This window comes from Desulfobotulus sapovorans DSM 2055 (genome assembly GCF_059569355.1).
Genome location: NZ_JCANVJ010000022.1, coordinates 12,251 through 37,294 on the forward strand (window position 1 = coordinate 12,251; position 25,044 = coordinate 37,294).

Below are 25,044 nucleotides of genomic sequence, written 5' to 3' on the forward strand. Positions count from 1 at the left end.
TGGGTGCTGCCCTGCCGGAGAATTGCGGTGATCCCCTCCCCCCCCCCACCAGCCCCTCTTCCATTTGGAAATGGAAACATTAAGGGGTCTGTCCCCTTTTCTGCGTAACAAACAAGGACAGATCGTGTAAAGAACGAACCACGGTCTGTCCTTATCTGTTACGCTTTTACCATACTAAATGGCAATAAAACAGACTGATTGCCATTCCCCTCGTAGTGTAACCAGTCACCCACACCTGCTCCGGCTTTGTGTGTACCCGTGAAAACGTTATTTATGTTCGGGTTGGTTGATGATTTTGGATATTGAATAACAAACGCACCGTCGGGCAACTCTGCAAAATAACCGGTAGACACCTGGCTGTTAGGATATGTAGTCGTAACAGTTCCGTCCGTATTAAATTTCCATGTTTGAGTGCCCATCTTCTCGCCTGTAGCATTCCAAGTTGTTCCAGAAAGTAATGCCATCGTGTTTCTCCTGAGTTTGATTGAACCCGATGATGAGGCTTCTCGGAATCGCCCCGTTTTTAAGTGGTATCTGGACTCCACATTGCAGAAACTGCGACAGCCGGATTTTCATACAACCTTAGCCCCGGCTTGTTTCTTCTGCGAGACCCAGTATTCGTAATCCGTCTGGATGTTCTCCACCATTTCTGTCCAGTTTGCAGCCTGCTGGGTAATCAAGGCACTCCATTGACCTATGATATTGCACTCTTGCTCAACGTACTTGGAGAGAGTGTTTGCTCTTTTCATCTCCTTATATTCTTGCATGATTGCAGCATTTTCCGTGAACCAGCTTTTTTGATTCTCAAGGATGCGGTTGAAAACTGCCTGCTGGAACTGCAAACGTTCTTGAAATATCTCATTGTCAAAACAAGTTGAAAACAGGACAGCTTCGTTAACATTGCTGGTAATCATGGAGCTTACCTGTTTCTGGAACATATCCACTGCTTTGTTGATCCGCAGCACGTATGGCGGATACGCGGGAATGTCCGCTGCCTTGTGTTTTGTCTGCAATGCCTGCTGACTGCTCATGGTTACACCTCCCTTTCTTCGTCATCCACCCAGGCATTCCAGCATTGAGTGAATCGCCTTTATTTGAATAGCATTTTTTGTGTAGTAGTCCGGCTGTTCGGGATTCAGGCACGAATAGCCCCACCAGTCCCAACAACCTTCCGGATTCTGTGTTTCTTCATCATCCCTGCCTTCGGCCTGAGGGTAAAGAACGATGATATCATTCGTGTCTGCAATATGATTGTAACCCGTGGTGGTAAAATACCGGTTGCCATAGGGCGGACAGTTCTGAACATCCGCCTTCCCGTTGGTATACTGTATGTAGTTATACCCCTGCTTACAGCCGTGAAGGGCAATGTGAACCCTGGCAGGAACCCCGTCTTTTTCCACCGACTGGGGAATATATGCATACCCGAAGCGGCTCATGCTGGCGCGCTCTTCGTGATTGAAAAATTCTCTTTGGTCAAACCGGACGATGGATCCGCTCAGTTTCTTTGCAGGAGGTTTTAAATCGGGGTAGATATGGCGCAGGATATCATAGGACTGCATGAAACCACCCTGATTGATATATGGCGGCTGATTGGACTCCAGAGGTAAGTCTTCCGGGTTATCCGTAATGATTGAGTGTCCTGCGGGCACGTCATCGCGATAGGAGATATTCTTTTGTTGAACACCGAGCAGTTCATAAAATTGCCTGGTTCGCAAAACCACATCCGAAAACACGACCTTGTCCCTGCTGCCCGTAAAGATATAAAGCCGGTCATCGGCAAGGTTCTCAACCGGATCGATTTTGCCATCTTTGGCCGTTTTGACAGCAAGCTGGACGAGCTGGTCTGCTTTGGGCGTGGTCTCAGGAATCAGGGGACTCATGCAGATAAAAAGAGAATTCAGCACGTTGGAATCTTCCTTCCCCATTGCCGCAGCCCGATAGGACTCGGCGCATCGGTAGGGGCCACCAGCGATGATTCCCGCGCCAGCGAAACTTGCCGAATGCGCCACATGCATCTGCACCGTCATGAAGGCTCCGGACGAGAGACCGGAAATCGAACTCCGGCCTCGCTGGACATCGTATTTGCGGAGCTTTCCGTCTTCGATCATTTTAGTATCCATTCCCTATGAGTAAAGTTGAGAATATGGGAGTTACACAGTTGAAAAATAACCTGTTGATTTTATTGAGTGCATGATTTTGCCACATCAAATAAATTCAAGTAGTTAAATTCAAACTGCACAAATTATGGAAAAATTCATTTTGTTGAATGCCATGTTTTCGCCAAAAAGTCAAGCTTCCAATATTTGCAATAAATATTAGCCGGTTATACATTATCTTTTTTCAAAAATCATGCTTTACGATCAGGGCCGTAGCACCGGGCTAAGCCTCCGCCGAAGACTTCACCAACTGGGTGACCCCGGAAGCTCTCCCCGCCATCCGTAAAACAGGCCGCTACGGCGCTGCCGCTCCCGTGACCATAACCCATGGCGATGAGGGTCTGATTCTCCTTGCACAGCACCTTGTCCGGAAGATGAATGGTATGCTGGCACACTTAAGCTCCCTGAACCAGCTTCACCAGAATCTGGTGGTGCCCACGAACAAAGTACTCCGGACGGTCTGTGTGCTGAACCCGGAAGTCCACCACGAAACCTTTCTCCAGTCCCTCAGGAGTCAGGGCGGCGGGAAGCAAGCCTTTCCTGATTCCATAAAAAAGCCCCTGCATCGGTTCCGGTGCGGGGCTTTTTGCTTCTATTCTTAGTAAAGGTGTCTGACCCCTTTTAGCTCCATGCTCCGCCTCCGGAAAGAAGACAGCACGGGCTGAATTTTCTGCCCATGAAAGTCCGGAGCCTGTTGCAGTTTTTTGTGACGATGAGGGATTTCAGTTGATGGGGAAGGAGGCTGCCCCTTATTTCTTGCACCGATCCCGGGCTTCATGACACATGCGCTCAACATCAGGGTCGTGGTCTGCCTGATGAATACATCTGTTAAAATAGGTGTCGCACCGGGTCTTATCTTGCGGATCAGGGTCGGGGGGAAATAACCAGGAGCAATCTCCTCCCCCCCCATTGCAAAATATCATACACTTCGTAGGATCCCCAATGGTTCCGAGACATCTGCAAAAGCAGGTGGATCCGTCCGCCCTGGCCCCGGAAGAAGCAAACACCATGATGAAAATCCATCCGGCCACAACGCCCCACAATACTTTTTTATACATCCTGAAAAGTACCATCTCTTTTTATCCTTTCGTGTGTTCCGGGAATTGGATCAGACCCTTTTTCCGTTACTGCCCCCTTTTACCCCAGACTATGAACCATATATAGACCATGCAAACGATGGGCCATGTGAGAACAAAGAGAAAAATGCAAGACCAGACGATATGCTCGCGCCACTGCGTTGCAGTCCGTTTTCCTTTAAACACAGATGAAGAGATGTATGCGAATGAGCAGACAAGCCACCCGCTAAGCCATATGAACAGTAGCCATTGAATCCCCGTCATGGCCATGAAGTCTCCGGATTATCCAAATCCGCGCCTTTCGCGCTGACGTGCGGGGACAGCAGCCAGGATCTCCATGAATCAGGTTTTTTCCACTGCTTCAGCGCAATCGGGAGAAATTTGAGATTATAGGTCATCAATGAAGACCTCGACAGCCTGATTCCTCTCAGCCCTGCGCTTAAGGAGGATTGACCCAGCTCATGATCTTCGAGCTTTTCCAGCAGGGCTTCACAGGTTGCCGCAGGAACAAGACAGGCTGCGGGCTTGTTGCGGTTCAGTATGGTCAAAGGATTGCCGTCGGCCTTCTGGATCAATGTCCCTGGATTTCTTTTGAGTTCTGAGATACTGACGGAAAATGGTGCAGGAAGGGTTTCCATGGCTGTCTCCTTATGAAAAATAAGACCACTTAAAGGCCTTTAAGACTGGTCTTACTATAAAGCCGAAAAAAACAGATTACAATGGAGTTGGAAAGGACTGGGAAAAAGAGACATATAAAAGGATCTCCTTTTTTGCTGAACAGGTGGTGGTGGGCGCCATTGTGACGGCCTCCTTTCCCGTGTGGATCGAAACGCCCTATCCCAATGAAATGGCGGAACAGTTTCTGGATAAAAACGAGATGGCCCAGAGGGGCGAGGAATATCAGGAGACGGGCCGCCCTGCTGGAAGCCTGGAACCTCTTTGGCCTCTACCAGCAGTGGCTGGTGAGCGGCAAGGAGGCTGTACACCCACTGCCGCTGGATACCGCCCCGGCGCGGGCATGTGGATCCGGCAAAGGAGATTTCTGCCATCATCGATGCCATGAACAGCAACATCATGACCCTTGGGGAAGCCATTGCCGAGGTGCGCGGCGGCTCTGCGGACTGGGAAAGCATTCTGGAGCAGAGGGGATGGGAAAGGGCCAGGGAGAAGAAAAAGGATCTGGTGGTGGAGAGGGAGAGGAAAATGGTGGGGAGGGATGAAGAGGAAGAATAAAGGCTTTTCTTTTTTATGTGAGTCCGGATACACTGGGTAAACCTTGTGGCAGGGTTAAAACAGACGCAGAGGTGACAAGTTCTCAAAAAAGTGGTCATGCTGTGGCCGTAATGAAAAGCTTGTTTTATTAAAAATACAAACAGTATCCTACAAAAAAATTCTGATGCCATGCACTTCCGCAAGAGACAATCACATCCAGGGGGGTTAGCTTTCAGAAGCTACCCCCTGCTTTGTTTCAGTCCTCCGCCCGATCCTTTTCCATGGAAAAATGCGTTGTCCAAGAGGCGTCCATGATGAAACATATGCTCATCCCCGCCACTCTTCTCTTCATCTTCTTTGGGGCTTCTCTTTTCTTTTTTCAAACACCGGTTAAGGAAAAAAAGGAATCCCCCCTGATCCTGGCCCATGATAAAGGTAGCCTTCCCAGATTTCAAAAAGCCTTTGAAAACCAGGCAAGCGGAGCCAAAATGGCGACGGGTCAGATTTTTATTCCCGTTTCTTCCCAGACCACAGATCTTTTTATCAGCCAGATGGGGGCCAACCTGCCCACACAGAAGGCTCCGGCCCTGTTTACCTGGTGGTCAGGCAGCAGGGTGGCGGATCTGGTGGAAAAAGGACTGGTGCAGGATCTGACCCAGCTCTGGGACAGACACAAGGACAGCTACCCCGCTGCCATACGTCTGAGTTACACACAAGAAGACAGAATCTATGGTTTTCCCTACAGCGTGGAATACTGGCCCGTATGGTACAACAAGGCCATTTTTGAACGCCTGAACCTCCGTCCACCCCAAAGCTGGGAAGCCTTTATCGAAATCTGTGAGATCCTGAAAAAGGAAGGGATTCCTCCCCTTCTCTCCTCCCTGCAACTGTCCTGGTATGCCACCATCTGGTTTTCCCAGCTTCTCATGAATGAGGATCCTGAATTTTATATGCAGCTCTGTCATGAGAAAGAATGCTACAGCGATCCCAGAATCGAAAAGATCATGTCCCTCTGGCAGGATATGCTGCAAAAAGAATATTTCACTCCGCCTTCCACCCGTATGTTCACCAACGGCGGCCACCTGTGGCGGGAAGAGGCCTTTGCCATGGTACTTTGCGGCTCCTGGTACCCCTCGGCCATTCTCATGGATCAGGGGGTGGAAGAAAAGGAGATTGGTGTGTTTCTGTTACCCTCCCACAACCCTCTGACCCAAAAAAACCTGATGATGGAAACGGGAGCGCTCTTCATCGCAGCCCATGCGCCGGAACGGGAAAGGGCGGAACACCTTGCGGACTGGTGGATGGGATCTGAAGGCAGCCTGCTCTTTTCCCGATCCCTTGAAACCTTTTCCGCCAACCAGGACATTGACACAAGCCACCTTCCGGAGTTCAGAAAGGCCCTGCTCATCCATATGGAAAACGGGAATATCCGTATGCTGCCCCGGTTCTGGGAAGCGGCACCGGGACACCTGCTCCAGCCGGTAACGGAGATTCTTTCCCGTTTCATACTCCACCCGGACAGCCTGGAGGTAACCCTGGAAAACCTGAGCCACCTGCCCTCCATTCAGCCCGACGAATAGGCCTTATGCATGAAACTCAAATTCCGTCTGCTAATGGTTCTTGGTATTGTCATGTCCGGGTTCATGCTCATATCCGGACTGTCTGCCTTTTTTATCTTTAAAACCCATGGCCTGCATCAGGCCAGAACAGAGTGTGATGCTGCCATGGAAGCTCTCATGGATTTAAGACGTCTCACCGTGGAGTTGCTGATTTCCGAGACCCTGGATCACAGTTTTGCAGCATGGCGCAGTGCGGATAAAAAATTAAACGAAAAACTCCACAGGGTTGAAAAGTCTGTTCACCTCCAGAGTCTGCTGAAAACCGAAGCCCAAAGGGCCACTCCCCGAAGCCTCATGGCTTTCTGGGAAAAAACACGACAATGGATGGAGCGGGCAGATACGGATATTGCCTTTCTTTTTCAAAATCCACCGGTATCCCGGGATGGACTCCTCTATCAGGCTCTTCAGTCCAGAAGCTATGCCGTACAAAAGGCAAAAAAAAGCGTGGATGCCGCAAGCCTCTACCTGTCCTCGGAGTTTGAGGGCAAACTTTCCGAACTCATCGCCATGGTGAAAGAAGAAACAGAAGCCCGAATCCAGAGCACCATACGTTCCATTGTGCTGGTAAGTTTCTCAATCTCCCTCTTTGTCTGTCTTCTGCTTATCCTTTTTCTCGGCAAACTCAGCCGTTATCTCGACACCTGGAGACAGGCCATGACCGAAATGGGAAAGGGAGAGTTTCCTGAAAAAATTCCAGACCATGGAAAAGACGAACTGGCAGAGATCTGCCGGGCCATCAACCGTACATCGGACAATCTCAAAGCCATGCACGAAGCCCTGCATGAAAAAATGCAGGAGCTTTTCCTGGCAAAGGAAACCGCCGAAGCCGCCAGCAGGGCCAAAGGACTTTTCCTGGCCAGCATGAGCCATGAATTCCGAACCCCCCTCAACGCCATCATCGGTTTTTCCCGTCTTGTGGCCAAAAATTCCCAACTGGCTTCCGAACAGCAGCAACAGCTTGCCGCCATCCTCCGCAATGGAGAACACCTGCTGAATCTGATCAATCAGGTTCTGACCACCGTCGGCCTGGAAACGGGAAGGGTCTATCTTGACGAAAAGAAAACAGATCTTGTCAGTCTCATCAACGATATACAAACCATGTTCCGTCCCCGGATCGAAACCAAAGGACTTTCGCTGGAAACCCGGATTTCCCCTGGTCTTCCCCCTCACATCACTGTGGATGGTCTGAGATTGCGCCAGGTGTTGATCAATCTCATGGAAAATGCCTTCAAATACACATCCTCTGGGAATATTGGCCTGTATATTCAGCCTTTTCCGGAAAACACGCCTCTTTTCGTCCGCTTTACGGTTCAGGATACGGGAAGCGGCATTCCGAAAGAAGAACTCCCCGGTCTTTTTCAACCCTTCAACCGTGTGGGAACCCGGAAGGAAGGTGGCGCAGGGCTGGGGCTTTCCATCTGTAAAAATCTTATCTCCCTCATGAAGGGAAAACTGGACGTTCACAGTGAAATGGGCAAAGGCAGCATCTTTTCCTTTTCCCTGCCCCTGATTCCGGATACAGTGCGACAAATGGACTTTCCACCTTCCATACCGGGCCCCTTTCCTGTCCGTCCTCCGGATCGCGGATTCAGGGCATCCACGGGAAGACCCATTCCCCGGAACCTCATGGAAAATCTTACGGAAGCCATCCACAAGGCGGAAATTGAACGCATTCAGAACTTTATCCTTGAGGTAACCCATCATGACCCTGCTCTGGCCAGCGAACTGGAGACTCTGGCCAGTACCTTTGCCTATGAACCCATGCTCCTGCTTCTGGAATCCAGTCCTCTGACGTGAAAGGAAACGTATGGCACTGCCAAGGGATATTCTCATTGTGGATGACAACACGGACAACCTACGGGTTCTTTCGGGGATTCTCAAGGCAGGTGGATATGAAGCAAGGCCCGTGAACAGCGGCTCCATGGCGCTGAAAGTCATTGCTGCCCGGCCTCCGGCCCTCATCCTTATGGATATCATGATGCCGGAAATGGATGGTTTCGAAGTCTGTGCGGCCATCAGGGGAGAAATCCAGACCCAGGACATCCCCCTCATCTTCATCAGTGCCCTGGATGCTTTGGAAGAAAAGCTGAAGGCTTTTTCCGCAGGTGCTGTGGATTACATCACCAAACCCTTCCATGAAGCCGAAGTACTGGCCCGCATCCGCACCCATCTGGCCCTCATCCAGGCCAAGGAGAGACTGAAGGAAAGCGAGGCCCTGAACCGCCAGCTCTTCAAGGCAGAAGGCCTGCTCCGCATGTCCGCCGCCATTGCTCACAAATTCAACAACCATCTCCATGCCATTCTCGGAAATCTCGAAATGGCAAAAATCCACGCCTGCGGACAGCCCCTGACCATCCGTTCCATTGAAACCGCCATGCAATCTGCCGATGAGGCTGCCCGACTGAGCGGCCTTATCCTCACCTATACGGGTAAAAACCCCGTCTCCAAAGAACGGATGGATCTGGCATCCTGCTGTCGTGCTGCCCTTGCAGAAATGAGCATCCCTCCTGAAAAAGAGATCCGCCTTGAAAGTCACCTGCCTCCTGAAGGCCCCCTGATTCAGGGAGACTGCCAGAAAATACGACAGATTCTCCAGGAACTTTTTCTGAACGCCCTGGAAGCTTCCGGAGAAAAGGGACATATTGTTCTGGGGCTTGACCGTGTCAGTGCCACCGCCCTTCCCAGAAACCACCGTTTCCCCCTGGATTTCAAACCGGATACGGCAGCAACATACGCCTGTGTGGAAATACAGGACAGGGGCTGCGGCATTCAGCCCAGGGATATTGAAAAAATATTTGACCCTTTTTTTTCCACCAACCTGCTGGGCCGGGGAATGGGTCTTCCCGCCGTTCTGGGGATGGTGCGTGCCCATCAGGGCAGTATTGCCGTTGTCAGTACCCCCGGAGCCGGAAGCCTCTTCCGTCTTTTTTTTCCCATACTATCCGACAGTCCGACACAAGCCTGACGCCATAACCCAAAACCCCCTGAATGGAACTTTGCACATGAGATCTTCATCCTTCCTGCTCCTGTTCTGTCTTCTTTTCTGTGCCATGCCCTGGTCTTCGAATGCCGGTTCTCCCTCAGACCCCCAGGAAAAGCAAACAGCTCTGGAAGAACGCAGAAGGCTGGAAAACAGCAGTGCCACCAATCCCTTTGCCATGGTGCCCCATAAAACCAATTACCTGCTTCCCATCACCTGGAACAGTTCTCCCAACGAAGCCTTTGCAGCACCGGGAACGGATGTGGAAGAGGCTGAGGTTCATTTTCAGCTCAGCATCAAAACCTATCTTTTCAGGAATTTCTGGCAGAATCGGGGGAATCTCGCCTTTGCCTACACCAACCGATCCTGGTGGCAGGCCTATAATAAAGATGCCTCCAGCCCCTTTCGGGAAACCAACCATGAACCGGAATTCCTGCTTTCCTATGACCTCGACAAAGATTTTGGCAGATTGCAGCTTTCCCAGGTGGTGCTGGCCCTCAATCACCAGTCCAACGGGCAAAGCGGTCTGAAATCCAGAAGCTGGAATCGCATCCTTCTGAGCAGCCTCTGGAGTTATGGGGATCGTCTGGCCTTTTCCATCCGTCCCTGGTACCGTATTCCGGAAGCCAGGAAAAAATATGCGGAAGATCCCGACGGAGACGACAATCCCGATATCCATCACTTCATGGGGTACGGCGATCTGCGCCTTGTCTGGAAACTCCGCAACGATCAGAGTTTTTCCCTTATGTTCCGCAACAATCTCCGGGGAAATGGCAACAAAGGAGCCTTTCAGGCAGACTGGACCTTTCTGCTGCACGATCGTCTCAAGCTCTATGTGCAGTATTTCAACGGATACGGAGAAAGCCTGCTGGACTACAACAGCTCTGTCAACCGCATCGGCATGGGCATCCTCTTGACAGACTGGCTCTGAAACGACTGAAGAAAGGCCCCCCATGGAACCTTCCGGTTTTGTCAGATGTTCTGGAAGCCCCCTGAACGGACACAAGGCTGTGGGAATATTCTGGATCTTTATGGTCTTTTTTCTGCTGTCCCCTGCTTTTTCCCTTTCTGCGGACAGGCTCTCTGACCATTGGACCATGAACGCCTTCATGGACAAACATCCCGGAGAAAGAAGAAAACTGAAGGTTTTTTCCAAACGGGTACAGGAGGCGGCCAATCCCCACCCTCTTTCCCATGACATCCGGTCTCCGGTACGCATTGCCATCATTTATCCGGGCTTTGAAAACTCCGACTACTGGGCAAGAAGTGTGACGGCCTTCCAGAAACGCCTTCAGGAACTGAAAATCCACCATATTCTCCACCTCTGGCTGCGCCGGAGCAATACCCCCTACGTCTCCCTTGAAGACATGGATCAGATCCGGGAAGCGATACAGCAGGACGTGGATTATCTGGTCTGCACCCTGGCCTCCCCGGAGCATCACAAAATACTGGATCGTCTTCTGTCGCGCTCAAAACCCCGGATTCTGTTACAGAACATCACCACCCCCCTGCGCCGCTGGGACGGCTGCCAGCCCTTTTTCTATGTAGGCTTTGACCATATGGAAGGCACCCGTATCCTTGCAGAACACATAGGCAGCCCTCCCCGGAAGAGTTATGTGATCCTCAACCCGGAAGAAGGATATCTCAGTGCCGTTCGGGGCGATTTTTTTATCCGCCTTGCCGAAAAACAGGGACTGAGGCTCAAGGATGTCTTTTATACGGGAATTGACAGGGAACGCGCCCGTATTGCCAGCCTTGACGCCCTGGAAAGACACCCGGATCTCACCCACATCTATGCCACCACAACGGATATTGCCCTGGGAGCCGCCGATGCCCTGCGAAAAAAAAACATGAAAGACCGCATTGTCCTGAACGGCTGGGGAGGGGGCAAGGCGGAGCTTGAAGCCCTTAAGCGGGGGGATCTTGATTTTACCCTCATGCGCATGAACGATGACAACGGTGTCGCCATGGCCGAAGCCATTGCCCTGGATATCCAGGGGTTCGGACATCAGGTACCCCGCATTTATTCCGGAGCCATGCACCTTGTGGAGGCCTCTGCGTCCCCCGAAAGCATTAAGGCCCTGACCCGTCAGGCCTTCCGCTACTCCGGAATTCCAGGAGGCTCTGAATGAAAATCCCGAACCCGCTTTCAAAATCTGCTGCCTTTTTCCATCTTTCCGGTATTTCCTACAGAATTCTTCTGCTGGTGGGACTGATTCTTGTCATTACCGGTTCCTTAAATCTGTATCTTGCCATTGCGCTGGGGAAAAAAAATGAACTGCTGGAACGGGAACGCACCTTTGACCAGAGTGCCCAGATGGTCAGCCATTTCATGGATCTGCAGCGCCGTCTGATAGAAGACAGACTGCTGGATCTCAGCCTGCATCCCGGCCTGCTTAAAGCCCTGAAGGAATCCGATGCCCTTACGGCCGAATCCCTTCTGCTCTCCGCCCGACGCCAGGATACCAGCGGTTTTCTGGAACTGCTTTTCATTTCCAGACCCCAGAATTCCCGCTGGGTGGATGTGAGCATGGATCTCTTTCAGGAAGCCAGAGATGCCGCCATCCAGGAAACCTCTGCCTTTTCCCACCGGGAATGGGTCATGGTGACCCTGAAGGAAGCGGAAAAAACCTATCATTATCTCATCTATACCCTGCACCTTCTTGATCCGGTCACCGGCAGGGTGGCGGCCTTTCTCAGGGGCGGTGTCCGTCTGACGGAAAACCCCGTCCTGATCCATGAGTGGCGGCGGAATGCCGGACTCCAGGGCCTTGCTCTGGTCTGGAATGACAACATTCTCCTGACAGCCAGGGAGGATGCCCTCCCCTGGTCACCCCTGACGCAGAACGATCCGGCACTTCACTATGCCCGACGCCCCCTGGAAGGCAGCAGTACAGGCCTTTCCATTATTCTTGCCATTTCTTCCCGAAGCAGCCAGACAGGCAATACCGCACGTATCCTTTTCACCTTTGGCGGCAGCATGGCGCTGTCCCTGCTCCTGCTTCTCTTTCTTCTCCTGAGGCAGGTCGCGGCCCCTCTGAACCTCCTTTCCCGTCAGGTACAGACCCTTGCGCATCAAAAGGACGGCTGGCTTGAAATACCGGGAGGACAAGGCTATGATGAACTCAATACGCTGGTGGAGGCCTTCAATGCCCTGGTTCGGGAAATCCGGAAAAATGAAGCCCGTTTCCGCCTGATCTTTGACCACGGGTATTTTCAGGCAGGCCTCGTCTCTCCCTATGGAGTTGTGGAACTTGTCAACCAGCGTGCCCTGGATGCCATGGGGATGAAGGCTGAAGATGTCACAGGAAAATTCCTGGTGGAAACGCCCTGGTGGCAGCGCGTCGAAGACCGGGAGCGTCTGCTCATGGCTTTGCGATTTGCCTTTTCCGGTATTGAAGATCGTTTTGAAGCCCATCAGAAAATGGCCAATGGCCAGAACCTCACCGTTCTCGTGACAGCAACTCCCATGGAAATCGGGGGCAAACGCCAGATTCTGGTTTCCGGTGTGGACATCACGGACAGAAAAAAGGCGGAACTGGCCCTGGCTGAAGAACGCAGCCGTCTGGCCCAGCTCAACCTTTCTCTGGAAATGCGTGTGGAAGAGCGCACCCGGGATCTTCATGCCGCCCTGGAAAATCTGAAAAGAACCCAGGACAAGCTGCTGCGTTCGGAAAAACTTTCCGCCCTGGGGGCCCTTGTGGCAGGCATCGCCCATGAACTGAACACGCCCATTGGTAACGCCGTCACCGTATCCAGTACTCTCATGGATGCCCAGTCTCACTTCACCCGGAAGATGGAAAAGGGGCTGACACGGGCGGATCTTGATAATTTCCTGGAAACGGTGGAGGAAGCGGGTACCCTGCTCAACCGCAACCTGGACAAAGCGGTGGATCTTGTGAGCAGCTTCAAACAGGTGGCTGTGGATCAATCCAGCTACCAGCGCCGAACCTTTGATCTGAAGGAAGTGGTGGAAGAAATCCGTCTGACCATGGCACCCAGTATCCGCAGAACCCCCCATAGCCTTAGTATAGATATCCCATCGGGCATTGCCATGGACAGCTATCCCGGCCCCCTGGGCCAGATCCTGATGAACCTCATTTCCAATGCGCTGGTTCATGCCTTTGACCCCGGAGAAGCAGGGCTGATCACCATCCGTGGGCGCAAGGAGGAAAACGGAATTCTCCTTCAGGTGAAAGACAATGGCTGCGGCATCCCCGAAGAAAACAGAAACCGGATCTTTGACCCCTTCTTTACCACCCGCCTCGGTCAGGGTGGTTCCGGACTGGGACTGCACATTGTTTTCAATCTGGTGCAGGACCTTCTGGGTGGACAGATTCTGCTGCATGAAAGAATGGAAAAGGGCAGTTGCTTTGACATCCGCCTGCCCCTTAAGGCTCCCTCCTGAGACTTCCATGAAAGGGAAGATACACAGCCGGAAAACAGATGCAGCATCAGAAAATGGATCTTCTGTCTTGAAAAGGAATCCCCATGCCTCCGTCTTCGCCTGACAAAAACGAAATGCTCACCTTTCTCGATGATCCGGAAGACAGGGAACTCTCCGCTTCCCTGTACTGGGCCATCCTGATTGTGGATGACGAGCCCGATGTGCATCAGGTGACCCTGCTTGCCCTGAAAGACATGAAAATTGAAGGCCGGAGCCTGAAATTTTTCCATGCCTATTCCAGTAAAGAGGCCCGTATTCTCCTCCTGAAAGAAAAAGATATCGCCGTTATCCTTCTGGATGTGGTCATGGAAACGGATCATGCCGGTCTGGATCTGGTACATCATATCCGCGAAGAGCTTCAGAATACCTGTATCCGCATCATCCTGCGTACGGGACAGCCGGGGTATGCCCCTGAAATTGAAACCATTCTCCGCTACGACATCAATGACTACAAGACCAAGGCAGAACTGACCCGTACCCGTCTTTTCACCTCCATCACCTCGGCCCTGCGGGCCTTTCAGCAGATTCAGCAACTGGAAATCCATCGCCACTGTCTGGGACTCATCCTCAATGCCACGGCCCGCTGGGAACCCTCCCAGGGCCAGGATGGTTTTGCCCGGGATGTGATCCGGGAAATCTGCACCATGCTTTCCATCCCCGGAGAAGGTCTGGTCTGCACCCTGAAGGACGGCCATATCCGCATACTGGCGGCACTGGGATCTCATGAGAACCTCACCGGATGCACGCTTTCCGAGCTTCAGGATACACGCATCCGTCTGGTTCTTGAAACCACCCTCCAGCAGCAGAAACACCAGCTGGATACGGGAATCTGCCTTTACCTCAGCGATGACCCGCACCGCTCCATCGCTGTTTTCATCGACAAGGCACTTCCTCCGGAAAAAATCGAAAACCAGCTTCTGGACATCCTCTGTCAGCATATCCGGGCAGGATTTGAAAATGCCCGCCTGTACCAGAAAATCCGGCAGACAGCCTTTGAAGATCCCCTCCTGGCCATTCCCAACCGAACCCGTTTTCTCCTGGAGCTGGAACGTCAGCACCCGGAAAACACCGTGCTGGCCCTTCTGGACATTGATGGTTTTGCGGACATCAACAGTATTCTCGATGAAAATTTCGGAGACGCCGTATTGCAGGCTGTGGGAGAACGGCTGCGCAGTCAGTTTTCCCAAAAGGTTTTCATTGCCCGGATCAGCAGCGATGTTTTTGGACTGCTCGGCCCGGAAGAGGAAATTCAGGCGGATCGCATCCTCAAAACCTTTGCACCACCGTTGACCATAGGGCAGGAATCCTTAAGGATTTCGGCAACGGCCAGTCTGGTGTCCCTCAGGGAAAACAGGCTTTCCGCCGCCTCCCTTCTCAAAAATGCGGGGGGCTCCCTGAAACAGGCCAAACGCTTTTCCCGAGGCAAGGTGGTGAATTTTGACCCCAGGGATGTCAGTGCCGCACGGGATCGTATGCAGATGCTCAGCCAGTTGCGTCAGGCCTTTACAGCGGAACGGCTCTTTCTCGTTTACCAGCCCATTGTGGATCTTAAAACCGGAAGAATCGCCGCTGCTGAAGCTCTGTTGCGCTGGCGCAATGACGCAGGGGACTTCATACCACCGGATCGCTTCATTCCCCTGGCAGAACAGTCGGGACTCATGGTTGCCATCGGCGAATGGGTGATGCGCACAGCCTTCCGCTTTCTCAAGGATCTTGAGGATCTGGCACCACCGGATTTCAGAATGGCCATCAATGTCTCCCACATCCAGTTCCGGGAACCGGATTTTGCCACAAGACTGTTTCAGGTGATGGAGGACTGCGGGGTAAAACCCGGTCAGGTGGAGCTTGAACTGACGGAATCCGTGGCCATTGACAGTCTCGAAAAAATCCGCCCCACCCTCAATGCCCTGCGCCATGTTGGGGTTTCCATTTCCCTCGATGATTTTGGAACAGGCTACTCCTCCCTGAGTGTACTCCACCAGCTCCACATCAACCGGATCAAGATTGACCGCGCCTTTGTCAGCGGCCGGGACTGTCAGCTGGACGCCTGTGGTATTGCGGCCACCGTTCTCCAGCTTGCGGAAAAACTTTCCCTTGAAACGGTGGGAGAAGGGATTGAAGACGAGACCCAGCGTGAAGCCCTCTTGCAGATGGGGTGCACGGAAGGGCAGGGCTATCTTTTTTCCCGTCCCCTGCCAGCAGCGGAATTCCGGACGCTGATGGGCAGTACGGATAAAAAACTTGTCATCAAAGCCTGAACGTGGCATCCCTTCTTGCCTGTGTCAGGGGACATTCCCCCATTTTCTGCTATGCATCCCAAGGATATTTCATGAAATTCGAGCAGTACTTCATCTCCGATGAAATCAAGGCCAACCTTGAATCCTTAGGATTCAAAAGGCCCACGGACATCCAGTTCAAGGCCATCCCTTCCATTCAGAAGGGAGAAGACGTGCTGGCCATCGCCCAGACGGGAACGGGCAAAACCGCAGCCTTCGCCATTCCTGTCATTGACCGCATTCACAGGGAAAAGTCCAGCAAACGCAGCTATGGCATCCACTGCCTGATACTGGTGCCCACCCGGGAGCTGGCAGCCCAGATCGGAGAGGTCTTTACCAGACTCTCCCGCCATACCAAGGTGAAAACCTTTGCCCTGTACGGCGGGGTGGAGCAGGACAGCCAGATCCAAAAACTTCAGGATGGCATCGACATTCTCGTGGCCACACCAGGCCGTATGTTTGATCTCATCAAACAGGGGGTTCTCCGTCTGGAGCGCATCCGGATTCTGGTGCTGGATGAGGCGGATCGTATGCTGGATCTCGGCTTCATTGGCGACATTGAAGCCATCAAGAAAAAACTCAGCCAGAAACACCAGACCCTTTTCTTTTCCGCCACCATCAATCCGGAAATCAAGAAACTGGCCTTTTCTCAGGTAAAAAGCTCTGCCATCCGCATCCAGATTTCCCCGGAAGACCCGGTTTCCAAAAATGTGTCCCACCATGTGATGTTTGTGGAAATGGATGACAAACGTTTTTTCCTGGAACGCTACGTAAAAGAACATCCGAAAGACAAGATCATGGTCTTTGTCCGCACAAAAGTCCGGGCGGAACGGGTGGCCAAAGCCATGGACAGGGTGGACATTCCCACGCTTTTCATCCACGGAGACAAGGATCAGCAGGAGCGTCTCGATGCCCTCTACGCTTTCAGAACGGGGCGCTGCCGTCTCCTCATTGCAACGGATGTGTCTGCACGGGGTATCGATATTCCCGATGTGCAGGTGGTCATCAATTACGACCTCCCGGATGTGGCAGAAAATTATGTACACCGGGTGGGCCGTACGGGCAGAGGAGTCAACAAGGGCCTGGCCCTTTCCTTTTGCAGCACGGAGGAAAAGGAAATGCTGGCAGCCATTGAAGCCCTCATCGGAAAACCCGTGCCCCAGCTTTCCATGGACAAGGGAACCTACGCCGAAACCCTCCTGTTTTCCCATGAAAAATCCCTTGAAGAACTCATTGCCAGCCAGGAAGCTTTTGAGGCCGGGAAAAAAAGAAAGAACAAGAAAAAAGACTGAATCCAGGAAAGGGGAGATACGAGTGATCTCCCCTTTTTGGGACATCGACACCGCCCTGTCTTGCCATGGCAGAATTTTAATACTGATTACTATCTTTCTTCAGCTATCGTTCCCATGCTCCAGCGTGGGAACGCCATACCGGGCGCTCCTGCGCCCAGAGCCAGTATCCTCGGGAATTCATTTTCCAGGAAATGGATATTGATGAAGCGCAGGGACAATCCAGATCAAAACATGGAGTGTATCCGGTTTCTGGACTTCCTACAGGCTTTGAGGGCATGACAGTGTTCCGGGATTCAAGACGCTGGAGCGTCTTAAGATGCATTCCCACGCTGGAGCGTGGGAACGATGAGTTTAGTGCTGCATGGGCAAAATCTGCGACTGAATGGCTGAGTCAGGGTGGTAATCAGAATTTTAATTGACAAAAAACAGCGTTCATAGAAAAATCCAAAGCGTACAGTTTAAAATTTTTCAGACCGTCCCGCCCATCAAATCTTCCCAGCCTGCCCGGGCTTCCCTTTCCTGAAAAGAAGCCCTTTTTTTCACTCCCATCCCATCGGAGGTTTCCCATGAAACGCCTTCTTGTACTCGTCTTATCCCTTTTTTTCCTCTCCGGTCTTGCAGCTGCAACGGGAAAAAGCCTGAAAATCGTCACGGACGAATGGCCACCCTATGAATTCAAGGCAGGAGAACCCGGCAATGAATATGTCTCAGGCTTTGCAACGGAAGTTATTCTTGCCGTTCTGAAAAACATGAATGTGGGGATTGATGGGCGCATTATGCAGCATCCCTGGGCCAGATCCGAACGCATGGTCATTGACGGGGCAGCGGATCTGCTCTACACCGCCACCTACAGTGCCAAAAGAGCCGAAGTCACCCATTATGCAACAGAAACTCTCATGGACTCTTCCTGGTCCTTTTTCATCCGCAAGGAAGACGAGGGTAAAATTACCTACAAGGATCTCCAGGACTTCAAAGGCAAAAAAATCGGCGTGGTACGGGGCTATACCTATACACCGGAACTCTGGGATTTCATGAAAGCGGAAAAAAATTTTGAAGAAGTCACCAACGATAACTTCAATATTCAGAAACTCATGGCTGGCAGAATCGACTGCACGGTCATGGATTATGGCAACGGCCTTTACCTGATCCAGCAGATGGGTTTTTCCGGTAAAATTGTCCCCCTGAAAAAGCCCCTTGAAATGACATCCCTTTATGCCGTTTTCAGCAGAAACACCGTGGAAAAAGAGTTTGTGGATCGTTTTTCAGCAGAGTTGAAAACCTTCAAGGGCACAGCGGCATACAAGCAGATTTTCAACAAATATTTTGGGAACTGATACCTGTGGTTAAGGCAATAGACAATAAAGGCTTCCCGGAAAACAGAGCCTGATTTTTGATACCAAAAAACGGATATCGGCGATGCGGCTTTCAGATCCGCGTCGCTGATGTTCTTTTCCCGGCAGCCTCCATAGCTGATCCCTGGATCCGTTTTTCTTCTAACTTTAGCCCGAGATTTCAAATATCATGTCCTCTTTTGCACCCATTGCCATCATCGCCCAGGCCGGAACCTTTCCCGATGCACCGGATGTCCAGACGTTCAAAACCAAGCTTCTCCAGGGCCACATAGCGATCCGTACCATTCCGGAAAACCGCTGGTTTCAGGGAAAGGAAAGTTTTTTGGGTAAAGGAGCGAACAGGACGATTTCCGCCATGGCAGGCATCGCACCCCTTCCGGAAACCTTTCCCTCCTCCCATTCAGAAAACTTCCAGCCCGAACTTTTTTCCGACCCGGCAAGCCGTCTTCTTCTCCACAACAGTGCCGCGCTTTTGAAGGCCTGCAAAGTCTCTGAAGCCACAGCCAGACGCACAGGCCTCATCACAGGACTTCTGGGACTGCCCTCGGATACGGTCACGGATCTGGCCCTGGCCTTTTTCCAGAAAAAAGAGGGGAGAATTCCCCTTTCACGCAACAGAGCCCTCGGCGCTCTCGTTACAGGAACCCCGGCCCTGCTCACGGCCCAGGCTCTGGGGCTTCATGGCCCGGTCTTCACTCTGGATGCAGCCTGCGCCTCCTCCCTTGTGGCCATCCGTCTGGCCTGTGAGCTTCTCCAGGAAAAACGGGCCGATCTCATGCTGGCGGGCGGACTTTCCCGCGCGGAAATCCGCTTTCTTCAGGTGGGCTTTACCCAGTTGAAAGCCCTCTCCCCTTCGGGCTGCTGCCGTCCCTTTGACGCGGAAGCCGACGGCCTCGTGGTGGGTGAAGGCTGCGGCCTTTTCGCCTTAAAGCGTCTGGAAGATGCCCTGAAGGATCAGGATCCCATTCTGGGCCTGATCCGGGGCGTCGGCCTTTCCAACGACATCGGCGGCAATGTGCTGGCCCCAAAATCCGAAGGCCAGATCCGGGCCATAAGCGCAGCCTTTGCCATGGCGGGCATGACTCCTGAGCATCTGGATGCCGTGGAGTGCCATGGCACAGGCACCCCCACGGGGGATCCCGTAGAACTGCAAAGCCTTGCCACCCTCTTTGCCGGACATAGGGGAAAAGGGCCGGTACTGGCCTCCGTGAAATCCATGACCGGCCATCTCCTCACCGCTGCGGGAGCTGCGGGCTTAAGCCGTATGCTGCTCTCCCTTGAAACCCAGACCCTTCCCGCAACCCCCACCTTTGAGAACGCCCCCGAAGACAGCCCCCTGCACAAAAGCCCCTTTTCCATCCTTTCCGCCCCGGCACCCTGGGAGAAGAAAAAAAACAGGGCGCGGGCCTTTGGGGTGAACGCCTTTGGCTTCGGGGGCATCAACGCCCACCTTCTGGTGGAAGCCTTTGAGAAAGGGCCGGAACCACGGCCTTTCATCCCCTCCAGAAAAGAACCGCTCCCCAGTCTTGCCCTTGTCTCCCTGGGGCTTCGGGCAGGAAAGCTTGAAGGGGCAAGGGCCTTTTTCGACCATCTTCTCTCCGGAAACCCCCTTGAAAAAAATATGGATTTTTCCATTCCTGCGGGCCGTTTTCCCATCCCGCCAAAAGAAATGGGGGCCATGCTTTCCGACCACAGGGCCCTCCTCCTCTCCGTGGAAGAGGCCCTGCGTCCCCTTCAGTGGAAAAAGGAGCTCCTGGCGGAAACAGGTCTCTGCGCCCTCGTCTCCTTTGATGCAAACGCCACGGACTTCTGCCTGCGCTGGTCTTCAGATCCGGACAACGCCCCCGGCACCCTCCCGCCCCTCGATGCGGATCATGTCACAGGATCTCTCACCAGCATGGCCGCAAGCCGTATCGCCAAGGTTTTTGGCTTCGGCGGAGCGTCCATCGCCCTTTCCGGAGACGGCAACGCCGCCCTTCTCGCCCTTTTTCACGGTGCCCGAAGCCTGCTTTCAGGAGAAAAGAAGGCCTTTCTTCTGGCCGCCTCGGACGCGGGAAAGCATCCCCTGAAAAGTCTGCTGGAACAAAGCCTTGGGATCTCTTCCCCCCAGGCCGCCCTCTGCCTTGTGCTGCGAAAAGAAGAGGATGCCCTTGCCGCAGGAGAGCCCATCCTCGCCCGGATTCCCGGAGAAAAGCTCCTTGAAAAGCTCTGGCCGGAACGGAACACCCCGCCTTCAGACGAAGGCCACAGCCGGAAAATCACAGCCTTTCACGAAAATCTTCGGGAAGCCCCCCAGCCCCCAGGCCCCGTGGATGTGCTCTTCCACCTTGTCCGGGCGACCTTTTCCCTTCAAACCGGCCTTCTGCCCGAAGAGGAAAGCCTTCCCCTCCGGCCCCTGACCCGGACACTTCCCCAAAAACCCCGCAGCCTGAGCCTTTTCATGGAAAAGGGCCCCCAGCTCGTCCTGGAAGAAGGGGAGCCTTCTTTGGAAAAAATGCGGCCCGATCCCGGAATCCGGCTTTTTCCCCTCTGGGCCAGCTCAAAGGAAGAACTGATCCGCGCCTGCCGGGATCTTGCCGAAAAGGCCCGTGACTTTAAAGGCCCCATCCGGGATCTGCCCTTCAGGCAAATGCCCTTCCAAGGCCCCGACCTGCGTGCGGCCCTCTTTGCCACGGAATGCCCCCGCCTTGCCGCCTGGTGCGCCCAGCTTGAAGAGGCCATTTTAAAGGGCATTCCCCTCATGCCTCAGGGCAGTGAAGGAGCGGCCTATCTGCCGGAAGTCCCCAAAGGAGAGCTTGCCTTTGTCTATCCCGGCTCCGGCAACCACTTTCAGGGCATGGGCCGAAGTGTGGGCCTTTTCTGGCCGGAAATTCTGGATGCGGACGAAAAAAGCTTTACGGGAAATCTGCCCATCCCTCCCCTCTCCCCCTATGACAACGATCCGGATCAGGAAGACCCCACCCCGGCCATCTTCGCCCAGGTGCGCTATGGACGCATCATGACCCGTATGGGCGCACATCTGGGGCTCTCTCCCCAGGCCATTCTGGGCTATTCCTTAGGGGAAACGGCGGGCTTTTTCGCCACAGGACTCTGGGAAAGACCCGAAGCCATGCAGCAGAAACTGGAAGGCTCCGATCTTTTCACCCGAAAACTCTCCGGAGCCTGCATCTCCCTGCGCAAGGCCTGGGGGCTGCCTCCGGAAAAGCCCTTTACCTGGGCTGCGGCCCTCATTCCGGAAAGGGCGGAAATTCTCGATAAAGCCCTGACCACCTTTCCCCTTCTCCGCCGCCTCATTGTCAACACAAAAAAGGAATGCGTGGTGGGAGGCCACAGGCCGGACATCGAAAGGCTGGGCCAGAACTTAAACCTTACGCCCCTTTTCCTGCCCGGTGTCATTTCCGTTCACTGCGAGGCCCTGGAGCCGAGCCTGAAGGCCTATGAAGAACTGCACACCTTCCCCGTGCACCCGCAAAATTTCCGCTACTATTCCTGTGCTGCCGGAAAAAGCTTTACCCCGGATACAAAAAGCTGCTGTGCCGCCATTCTGGAACAGAATCTCCACGGCTTTGACTTCCCCCGGCTGATCGAAAAGGCCTGGGAGGACGGTGTCCGTATTTTCCTTGAAATGGGGCCTTCGGACTCCTGCACCCGCATGATCCGCAGCATTCTTGGGGAGAAACCCCACCTTGCCCTCAGCCTTTCAAGGAAAAACGAAGCGGAGCTTCTCAGCATCACACGGGCCTTGGCCCTGCTCTATGCCGCAGATTTTCCCCTTCGGCTGGAAGGGCTTCCCGGATTTGTTGCCATGGAGGCTTTCCCCTCTCCGGAAATGTCAGGCCGGATTTTTGAAGAAACCCGGTTCCCTCACCCCAACCCTCTCCCAGAGGGAGAGGGGGCGATCAGGACTTCAACCAGGGAGTCCCAAGACGGTACGCCCAGAATCACGCATCCCGTTCTTGACGCCTTTTCCCACATGCAGGCGGAAAAAACCCGGCTCCACGGGCTGTATCTCGAAGGCTGCGGGAAAAACCTCGCCGTTTTTTCCCGTTTGATGGGGCTTTCAGATGGGGAAAAAAGCCCATCTCCTTTCCCATCGCCCCCCGTGACGGAGGCCCAGCCCCAGCCAAAGGCCTTCAATACTAGCCCCCATACCCCACCGGATCGCGTCCGGGACAGTCTCTTTGATGTTGCCTTTGACGCCGAAGCCTGTCTGGAGTTCGCCACTGGCAGCGCCAGCAAAGTGCTGGGAGAGGCCTTCGCCCCTCTGGACCGCTATGCCGTGCGGGTGCGGCTGCCCGCCCCACCTCTCCTCCTTGTGGATCGCATCCTTTCCGTGGAGGCCACCAAAGGGGAGCTTGGCTCCGGAAAAATCGTCACCGAGCACCATGTTGAAAAAGACGCCTGGTACCTTGACGGCGGCCGCACGCCCTTTGCCATTGCCATTGAAGCCGGGCAGGCGGATCTTTTCCTCTGCGCCTACATGGGCATTGATCTGCGGGTGAAGGGCCAGCGGGCCTACCGTCTTTTGGATGCCACGGCAAGCTTTCACCGTCACCTGCCCCTTCCCGGTGAAACCATCCGCTATGACATCGAAATCCAGCGTTTTGTCCGTCAGGGCGAAACCTTCATCTTCTTTTTCCGCTTCACAGGCTGGATCGGAGCGGAAAAGCTCATCACCATGGAAAAGGGCTGTGCGGGATTCTTTACAGAAGAAGAAATCATCCACTCCGGCGGGGTGATCCCCAAGGAGCGCTTTCCCGAAAAAAGCCCCCGGACGGGCATCGGGGAAGGCGCCCTTCCCCTTTCCTCCCTTCCTTCCGCCCTCACACCGGCAAACCTTGAGGCCTTGCGCGCAGGCCATGGGGAAGGAGCCTTCGGCCCGGCCTTTCAGGGGAAAAACATTCCGGAAAAGCTCCGTCTTCCCGGCGGCAGACTGGCCCTTGTCCACCGCATGACCGCCATGGAGCCTTCAGGCGGCCACTATGGCTGCGGCCTTGCCGTGGGTGAGGCGGACATCCGGCCCGATGACTGGTTTCTCACCTGCCATTTTTCCGATGATCCGGTCATGCCCGGCACCCTGATGTACGAGTGCTGCATGCAGACCCTGCGGGTCTATGTCATGGCCGCAGGCTGGATTCCCCAGGGCGAGGGGATTTCCTGGCAGCCCCTTCCCGGAGCCGAAAGCCGCCTCAAGTGCCGGGGCCCCGTCACCCCCCAGACCCGTGTGGTGCGCTATGAAATCCACATCCGCCGCATGGATTTCACCCCCCAGCCCTTTGTGCTGGCAGATGCCCTCATGTATGCCGATGACAAGTGCATTGTCCGCTTTGAAGGCATGAGCCTCATGCTGGAGGGAGCCTCTCGGCAAAGTCTTGAAGCCTTATGGAAAGAAGAAAAAACCGGACAGACCGGCGATCCAATCAGCGACCCAATCAGTGATCTGGTCAACAGCCTCACATGGGACAAAGAGCGCCTCCTTGCCTTTGCGGACGGCAGTGCGGAAAAAGCCTTTGGCCCGGCCTACCGGCCCTTTGACCAGGGCCGCTTTCTCGCCCGTCTTCCAAGACCGCCCTACCTCATGCTGGATGCGGTGACAGAAGCGGATCTCACGCCGGGAAAAGTCAGGGAAAATGCCCATATCACCGCCCTCTGGATGCGAGAAAGCGGAGACTGGACCTTCCGCCAGCCCGGAAACCTGCTGCCCTACAGCCTTCTTCTTGAAGCGGCCCTGCAACCCTGCGGCCTCATGGCCGCCTGGATGGGTGCCTCCCTTCAGAGCACCCGGAGCCTTTATTTCCGGAACCTCGGGGGTAAACTCCGATTTCAGGCCCCGGCCCTTCCGGGAAAACTTCTTGAAACCCGTGCAAGGCTCACCCGCTTTGTGAAAAACGGGGATCTGCAACTGCTTTTCTTTGACATCTCCTGTAAGCAGGAGGGGGCGCTGCTTCTTTCCTGCGAAACCCATTTCGGGTTTTTCACGGAAGAGGCCTTAAAAGACCAGAAGGGCATGAAAGCACCGGAAGGTCTCGAACTGCCCCCACAGCCTCGGGAAGTTCTCCACGATTTCAGCCTTCCAAGCCCCCTGCCCTGGCCCGAAGAACATCCCGAAGGAGCGCTTTCCATGGTGCACCGCATTCTCTCCTTTGAGGAAAAAGGCGGGCCTGCGGGCCTTGGAAAAACCGTGGCTCTGATGCATCTTTCTCCGGAAGACTGGTATTTCTACGCCCACTTCAAAGATGATCCCGTCTGCCCCGGCTCTCTGGGCTTAGAGGCCCTTCTCACAACCCTCAGATGGACAGCAGGCCGGATGTTTGGGCAAGCGCCCCGCTCCTTCCACCTTCTTCCCCAGACCCACACCTGGACTTACAGGGGCCAGATCCGGCCCCACAACCGGGCCATGCACTGCGTCATTGCCATCACAGAAAAAGGAAAAAGCCCGGATGAGGGCCTTTTCTGCGACGGGGCTGTTTTTTGTGACGGGCTTTGTATCTATACGGTGAAGAATTTTGGGGTGGGTATGGGGAAGGGATAAGGGGCCTACACCATGCCATACGCCAGCAGGATGTACAGGCATGGGGTGATCCGCCACAGTATCGTGTGGGAGATAGTTCCTGAAACGGCATGAACCCGATAC

General features: G+C 53.8%; 17 protein-coding genes. 13 read left to right on the forward strand and 4 right to left on the reverse strand.

Translation table 11 applies throughout. The features are described from left to right. Nucleotides 1-158 precede the first annotated feature (158 nt). The 3 genes from BR04_RS13200 to BR04_RS13210 all read right to left on the reverse strand — a co-directional run bounded on the left by BR04_RS13200 (nucleotide 159) and on the right by BR04_RS13210 (nucleotide 2,108). Nucleotides 159-464, reverse strand: a complete 306-nt coding sequence (locus BR04_RS13200) for a hypothetical protein (protein WP_496356488.1) — start codon at nucleotides 462-464, stop codon at nucleotides 159-161. A gap of 108 nt (nucleotides 465-572) precedes the next feature. Continuing rightward, nucleotides 573-1,031: a hypothetical protein gene (locus BR04_RS13205; RefSeq protein ID WP_496356489.1), complete on the reverse strand. Its 459-nt coding sequence runs from the start codon at nucleotides 1,029-1,031 to the stop codon at nucleotides 573-575. Between the two features lie 21 nt (nucleotides 1,032-1,052). After that, nucleotides 1,053-2,108 carry an extracellular catalytic domain type 2 short-chain-length polyhydroxyalkanoate depolymerase gene (locus BR04_RS13210; RefSeq protein ID WP_496356490.1) on the reverse strand — a complete coding sequence of 352 codons (1,056 nt, stop codon included), beginning with the start codon at nucleotides 2,106-2,108 and terminating at the stop codon, nucleotides 1,053-1,055. Between the two features lie 302 nt (nucleotides 2,109-2,410). Between BR04_RS13210 and BR04_RS13215 the strand changes: the two genes are divergently transcribed. Next, on the forward strand, nucleotides 2,411-2,758 hold the full coding sequence (locus BR04_RS13215; RefSeq protein ID WP_496356491.1) for a hypothetical protein: 348 nt from the start codon (nucleotides 2,411-2,413) through the stop codon (nucleotides 2,756-2,758). A gap of 734 nt (nucleotides 2,759-3,492) precedes the next feature. On the opposite strand, the gene BR04_RS13220 is transcribed toward BR04_RS13215, so the two are convergent. After that, entirely contained in the window at nucleotides 3,493-3,870 is a 378-nt protein-coding gene (locus BR04_RS13220; RefSeq protein ID WP_496356492.1) for a type II toxin-antitoxin system prevent-host-death family antitoxin, read from the reverse strand. 382 nt (nucleotides 3,871-4,252) lie between these two features. On the opposite strand from BR04_RS13220, the gene BR04_RS13225 reads away from it, so the two are divergent. The 12 genes from BR04_RS13225 to BR04_RS13280 all read left to right on the forward strand — a co-directional run bounded on the left by BR04_RS13225 (nucleotide 4,253) and on the right by BR04_RS13280 (nucleotide 24,942). After that, nucleotides 4,253-4,465, forward strand: a complete 213-nt coding sequence (locus tag BR04_RS13225) for a hypothetical protein (RefSeq protein ID WP_496356493.1) — start codon at nucleotides 4,253-4,255, stop codon at nucleotides 4,463-4,465. A 290-nt stretch (nucleotides 4,466-4,755) separates the two neighbouring features. Next, nucleotides 4,756-6,024: an ABC transporter substrate-binding protein gene (locus BR04_RS13230; protein WP_496356494.1), complete on the forward strand. Its 1,269-nt coding sequence runs from the start codon at nucleotides 4,756-4,758 to the stop codon at nucleotides 6,022-6,024. 9 nt (nucleotides 6,025-6,033) lie between these two features. Next, on the forward strand, nucleotides 6,034-7,860 hold the full coding sequence (locus tag BR04_RS13235; RefSeq protein WP_496356495.1) for a sensor histidine kinase: 1,827 nt from the start codon (nucleotides 6,034-6,036) through the stop codon (nucleotides 7,858-7,860). A 10-nt stretch (nucleotides 7,861-7,870) separates the two neighbouring features. Further along, complete coding sequence (locus BR04_RS13240) at nucleotides 7,871-9,028, forward strand: response regulator (RefSeq protein ID WP_496356496.1); 1,158 nt, start codon at nucleotides 7,871-7,873, stop codon at nucleotides 9,026-9,028. Between the two features lie 37 nt (nucleotides 9,029-9,065). Further along, a complete protein-coding gene (locus BR04_RS13245; RefSeq protein ID WP_496356497.1) occupies nucleotides 9,066-9,974 on the forward strand; it encodes a phospholipase A in 909 nt (302 codons plus the stop codon). Between the two features lie 22 nt (nucleotides 9,975-9,996). Continuing rightward, complete coding sequence (locus tag BR04_RS13250) at nucleotides 9,997-11,175, forward strand: substrate-binding domain-containing protein (protein ID WP_496356498.1); 1,179 nt, start codon at nucleotides 9,997-9,999, stop codon at nucleotides 11,173-11,175. Then, nucleotides 11,172-13,451, forward strand: coding sequence for a LuxQ periplasmic sensor domain-containing protein (locus BR04_RS13255; protein WP_496356499.1), 2,280 nt, complete (start codon nucleotides 11,172-11,174; stop codon nucleotides 13,449-13,451). The genes BR04_RS13250 and BR04_RS13255 overlap by 4 nt, the downstream gene beginning before the upstream one ends. Nucleotides 13,452-13,534: 83 nt before the next feature. Beyond that, entirely contained in the window at nucleotides 13,535-15,748 is a 2,214-nt protein-coding gene (locus BR04_RS13260; RefSeq protein ID WP_496356500.1) for a bifunctional diguanylate cyclase/phosphodiesterase, read from the forward strand. A gap of 71 nt (nucleotides 15,749-15,819) precedes the next feature. Continuing rightward, entirely contained in the window at nucleotides 15,820-17,058 is a 1,239-nt protein-coding gene (locus BR04_RS13265; protein ID WP_496356501.1) for a DEAD/DEAH box helicase, read from the forward strand. A 191-nt stretch (nucleotides 17,059-17,249) separates the two neighbouring features. Next, nucleotides 17,250-17,477 carry a hypothetical protein gene (locus tag BR04_RS13270; RefSeq protein WP_496356502.1) on the forward strand — a complete coding sequence of 76 codons (228 nt, stop codon included), beginning with the start codon at nucleotides 17,250-17,252 and terminating at the stop codon, nucleotides 17,475-17,477. 147 nt (nucleotides 17,478-17,624) lie between these two features. Then, nucleotides 17,625-18,392 carry a substrate-binding periplasmic protein gene (locus BR04_RS13275; RefSeq protein ID WP_496356503.1) on the forward strand — a complete coding sequence of 256 codons (768 nt, stop codon included), beginning with the start codon at nucleotides 17,625-17,627 and terminating at the stop codon, nucleotides 18,390-18,392. A 187-nt stretch (nucleotides 18,393-18,579) separates the two neighbouring features. Further along, nucleotides 18,580-24,942, forward strand: a complete 6,363-nt coding sequence (locus tag BR04_RS13280; RefSeq protein WP_496356504.1) for a beta-ketoacyl synthase N-terminal-like domain-containing protein — start codon at nucleotides 18,580-18,582, stop codon at nucleotides 24,940-24,942. Nucleotides 24,943-25,044 lie beyond the last annotated feature (102 nt).

Coding starts and splice junctions, on each gene's coding strand:
- BR04_RS13205 (WP_496356489.1), bottom strand. CDS start 1,031: ATGAGCAGTCAGCAGGCATTGCAGACAAAACACAAGGCAGCGGACATT.
- BR04_RS13230 (WP_496356494.1), top strand. CDS start 4,756: ATGATGAAACATATGCTCATCCCCGCCACTCTTCTCTTCATCTTCTTT.
- BR04_RS13250 (WP_496356498.1), top strand. CDS start 9,997: ATGGAACCTTCCGGTTTTGTCAGATGTTCTGGAAGCCCCCTGAACGGA.
- BR04_RS13235 (WP_496356495.1), top strand. CDS start 6,034: ATGAAACTCAAATTCCGTCTGCTAATGGTTCTTGGTATTGTCATGTCC.
- BR04_RS13280 (WP_496356504.1), top strand. CDS start 18,580: ATGTCCTCTTTTGCACCCATTGCCATCATCGCCCAGGCCGGAACCTTT.
- BR04_RS13240 (WP_496356496.1), top strand. CDS start 7,871: ATGGCACTGCCAAGGGATATTCTCATTGTGGATGACAACACGGACAAC.
- BR04_RS13220 (WP_496356492.1), bottom strand. CDS start 3,870: ATGGAAACCCTTCCTGCACCATTTTCCGTCAGTATCTCAGAACTCAAA.
- BR04_RS13260 (WP_496356500.1), top strand. CDS start 13,535: ATGCCTCCGTCTTCGCCTGACAAAAACGAAATGCTCACCTTTCTCGAT.
- BR04_RS13275 (WP_496356503.1), top strand. CDS start 17,625: ATGAAACGCCTTCTTGTACTCGTCTTATCCCTTTTTTTCCTCTCCGGT.
- BR04_RS13245 (WP_496356497.1), top strand. CDS start 9,066: ATGAGATCTTCATCCTTCCTGCTCCTGTTCTGTCTTCTTTTCTGTGCC.
- BR04_RS13270 (WP_496356502.1), top strand. CDS start 17,250: ATGGATATTGATGAAGCGCAGGGACAATCCAGATCAAAACATGGAGTG.
- BR04_RS13265 (WP_496356501.1), top strand. CDS start 15,820: ATGAAATTCGAGCAGTACTTCATCTCCGATGAAATCAAGGCCAACCTT.
- BR04_RS13255 (WP_496356499.1), top strand. CDS start 11,172: ATGAAAATCCCGAACCCGCTTTCAAAATCTGCTGCCTTTTTCCATCTT.
- BR04_RS13200 (WP_496356488.1), bottom strand. CDS start 464: ATGGCATTACTTTCTGGAACAACTTGGAATGCTACAGGCGAGAAGATG.
- BR04_RS13210 (WP_496356490.1), bottom strand. CDS start 2,108: ATGATCGAAGACGGAAAGCTCCGCAAATACGATGTCCAGCGAGGCCGG.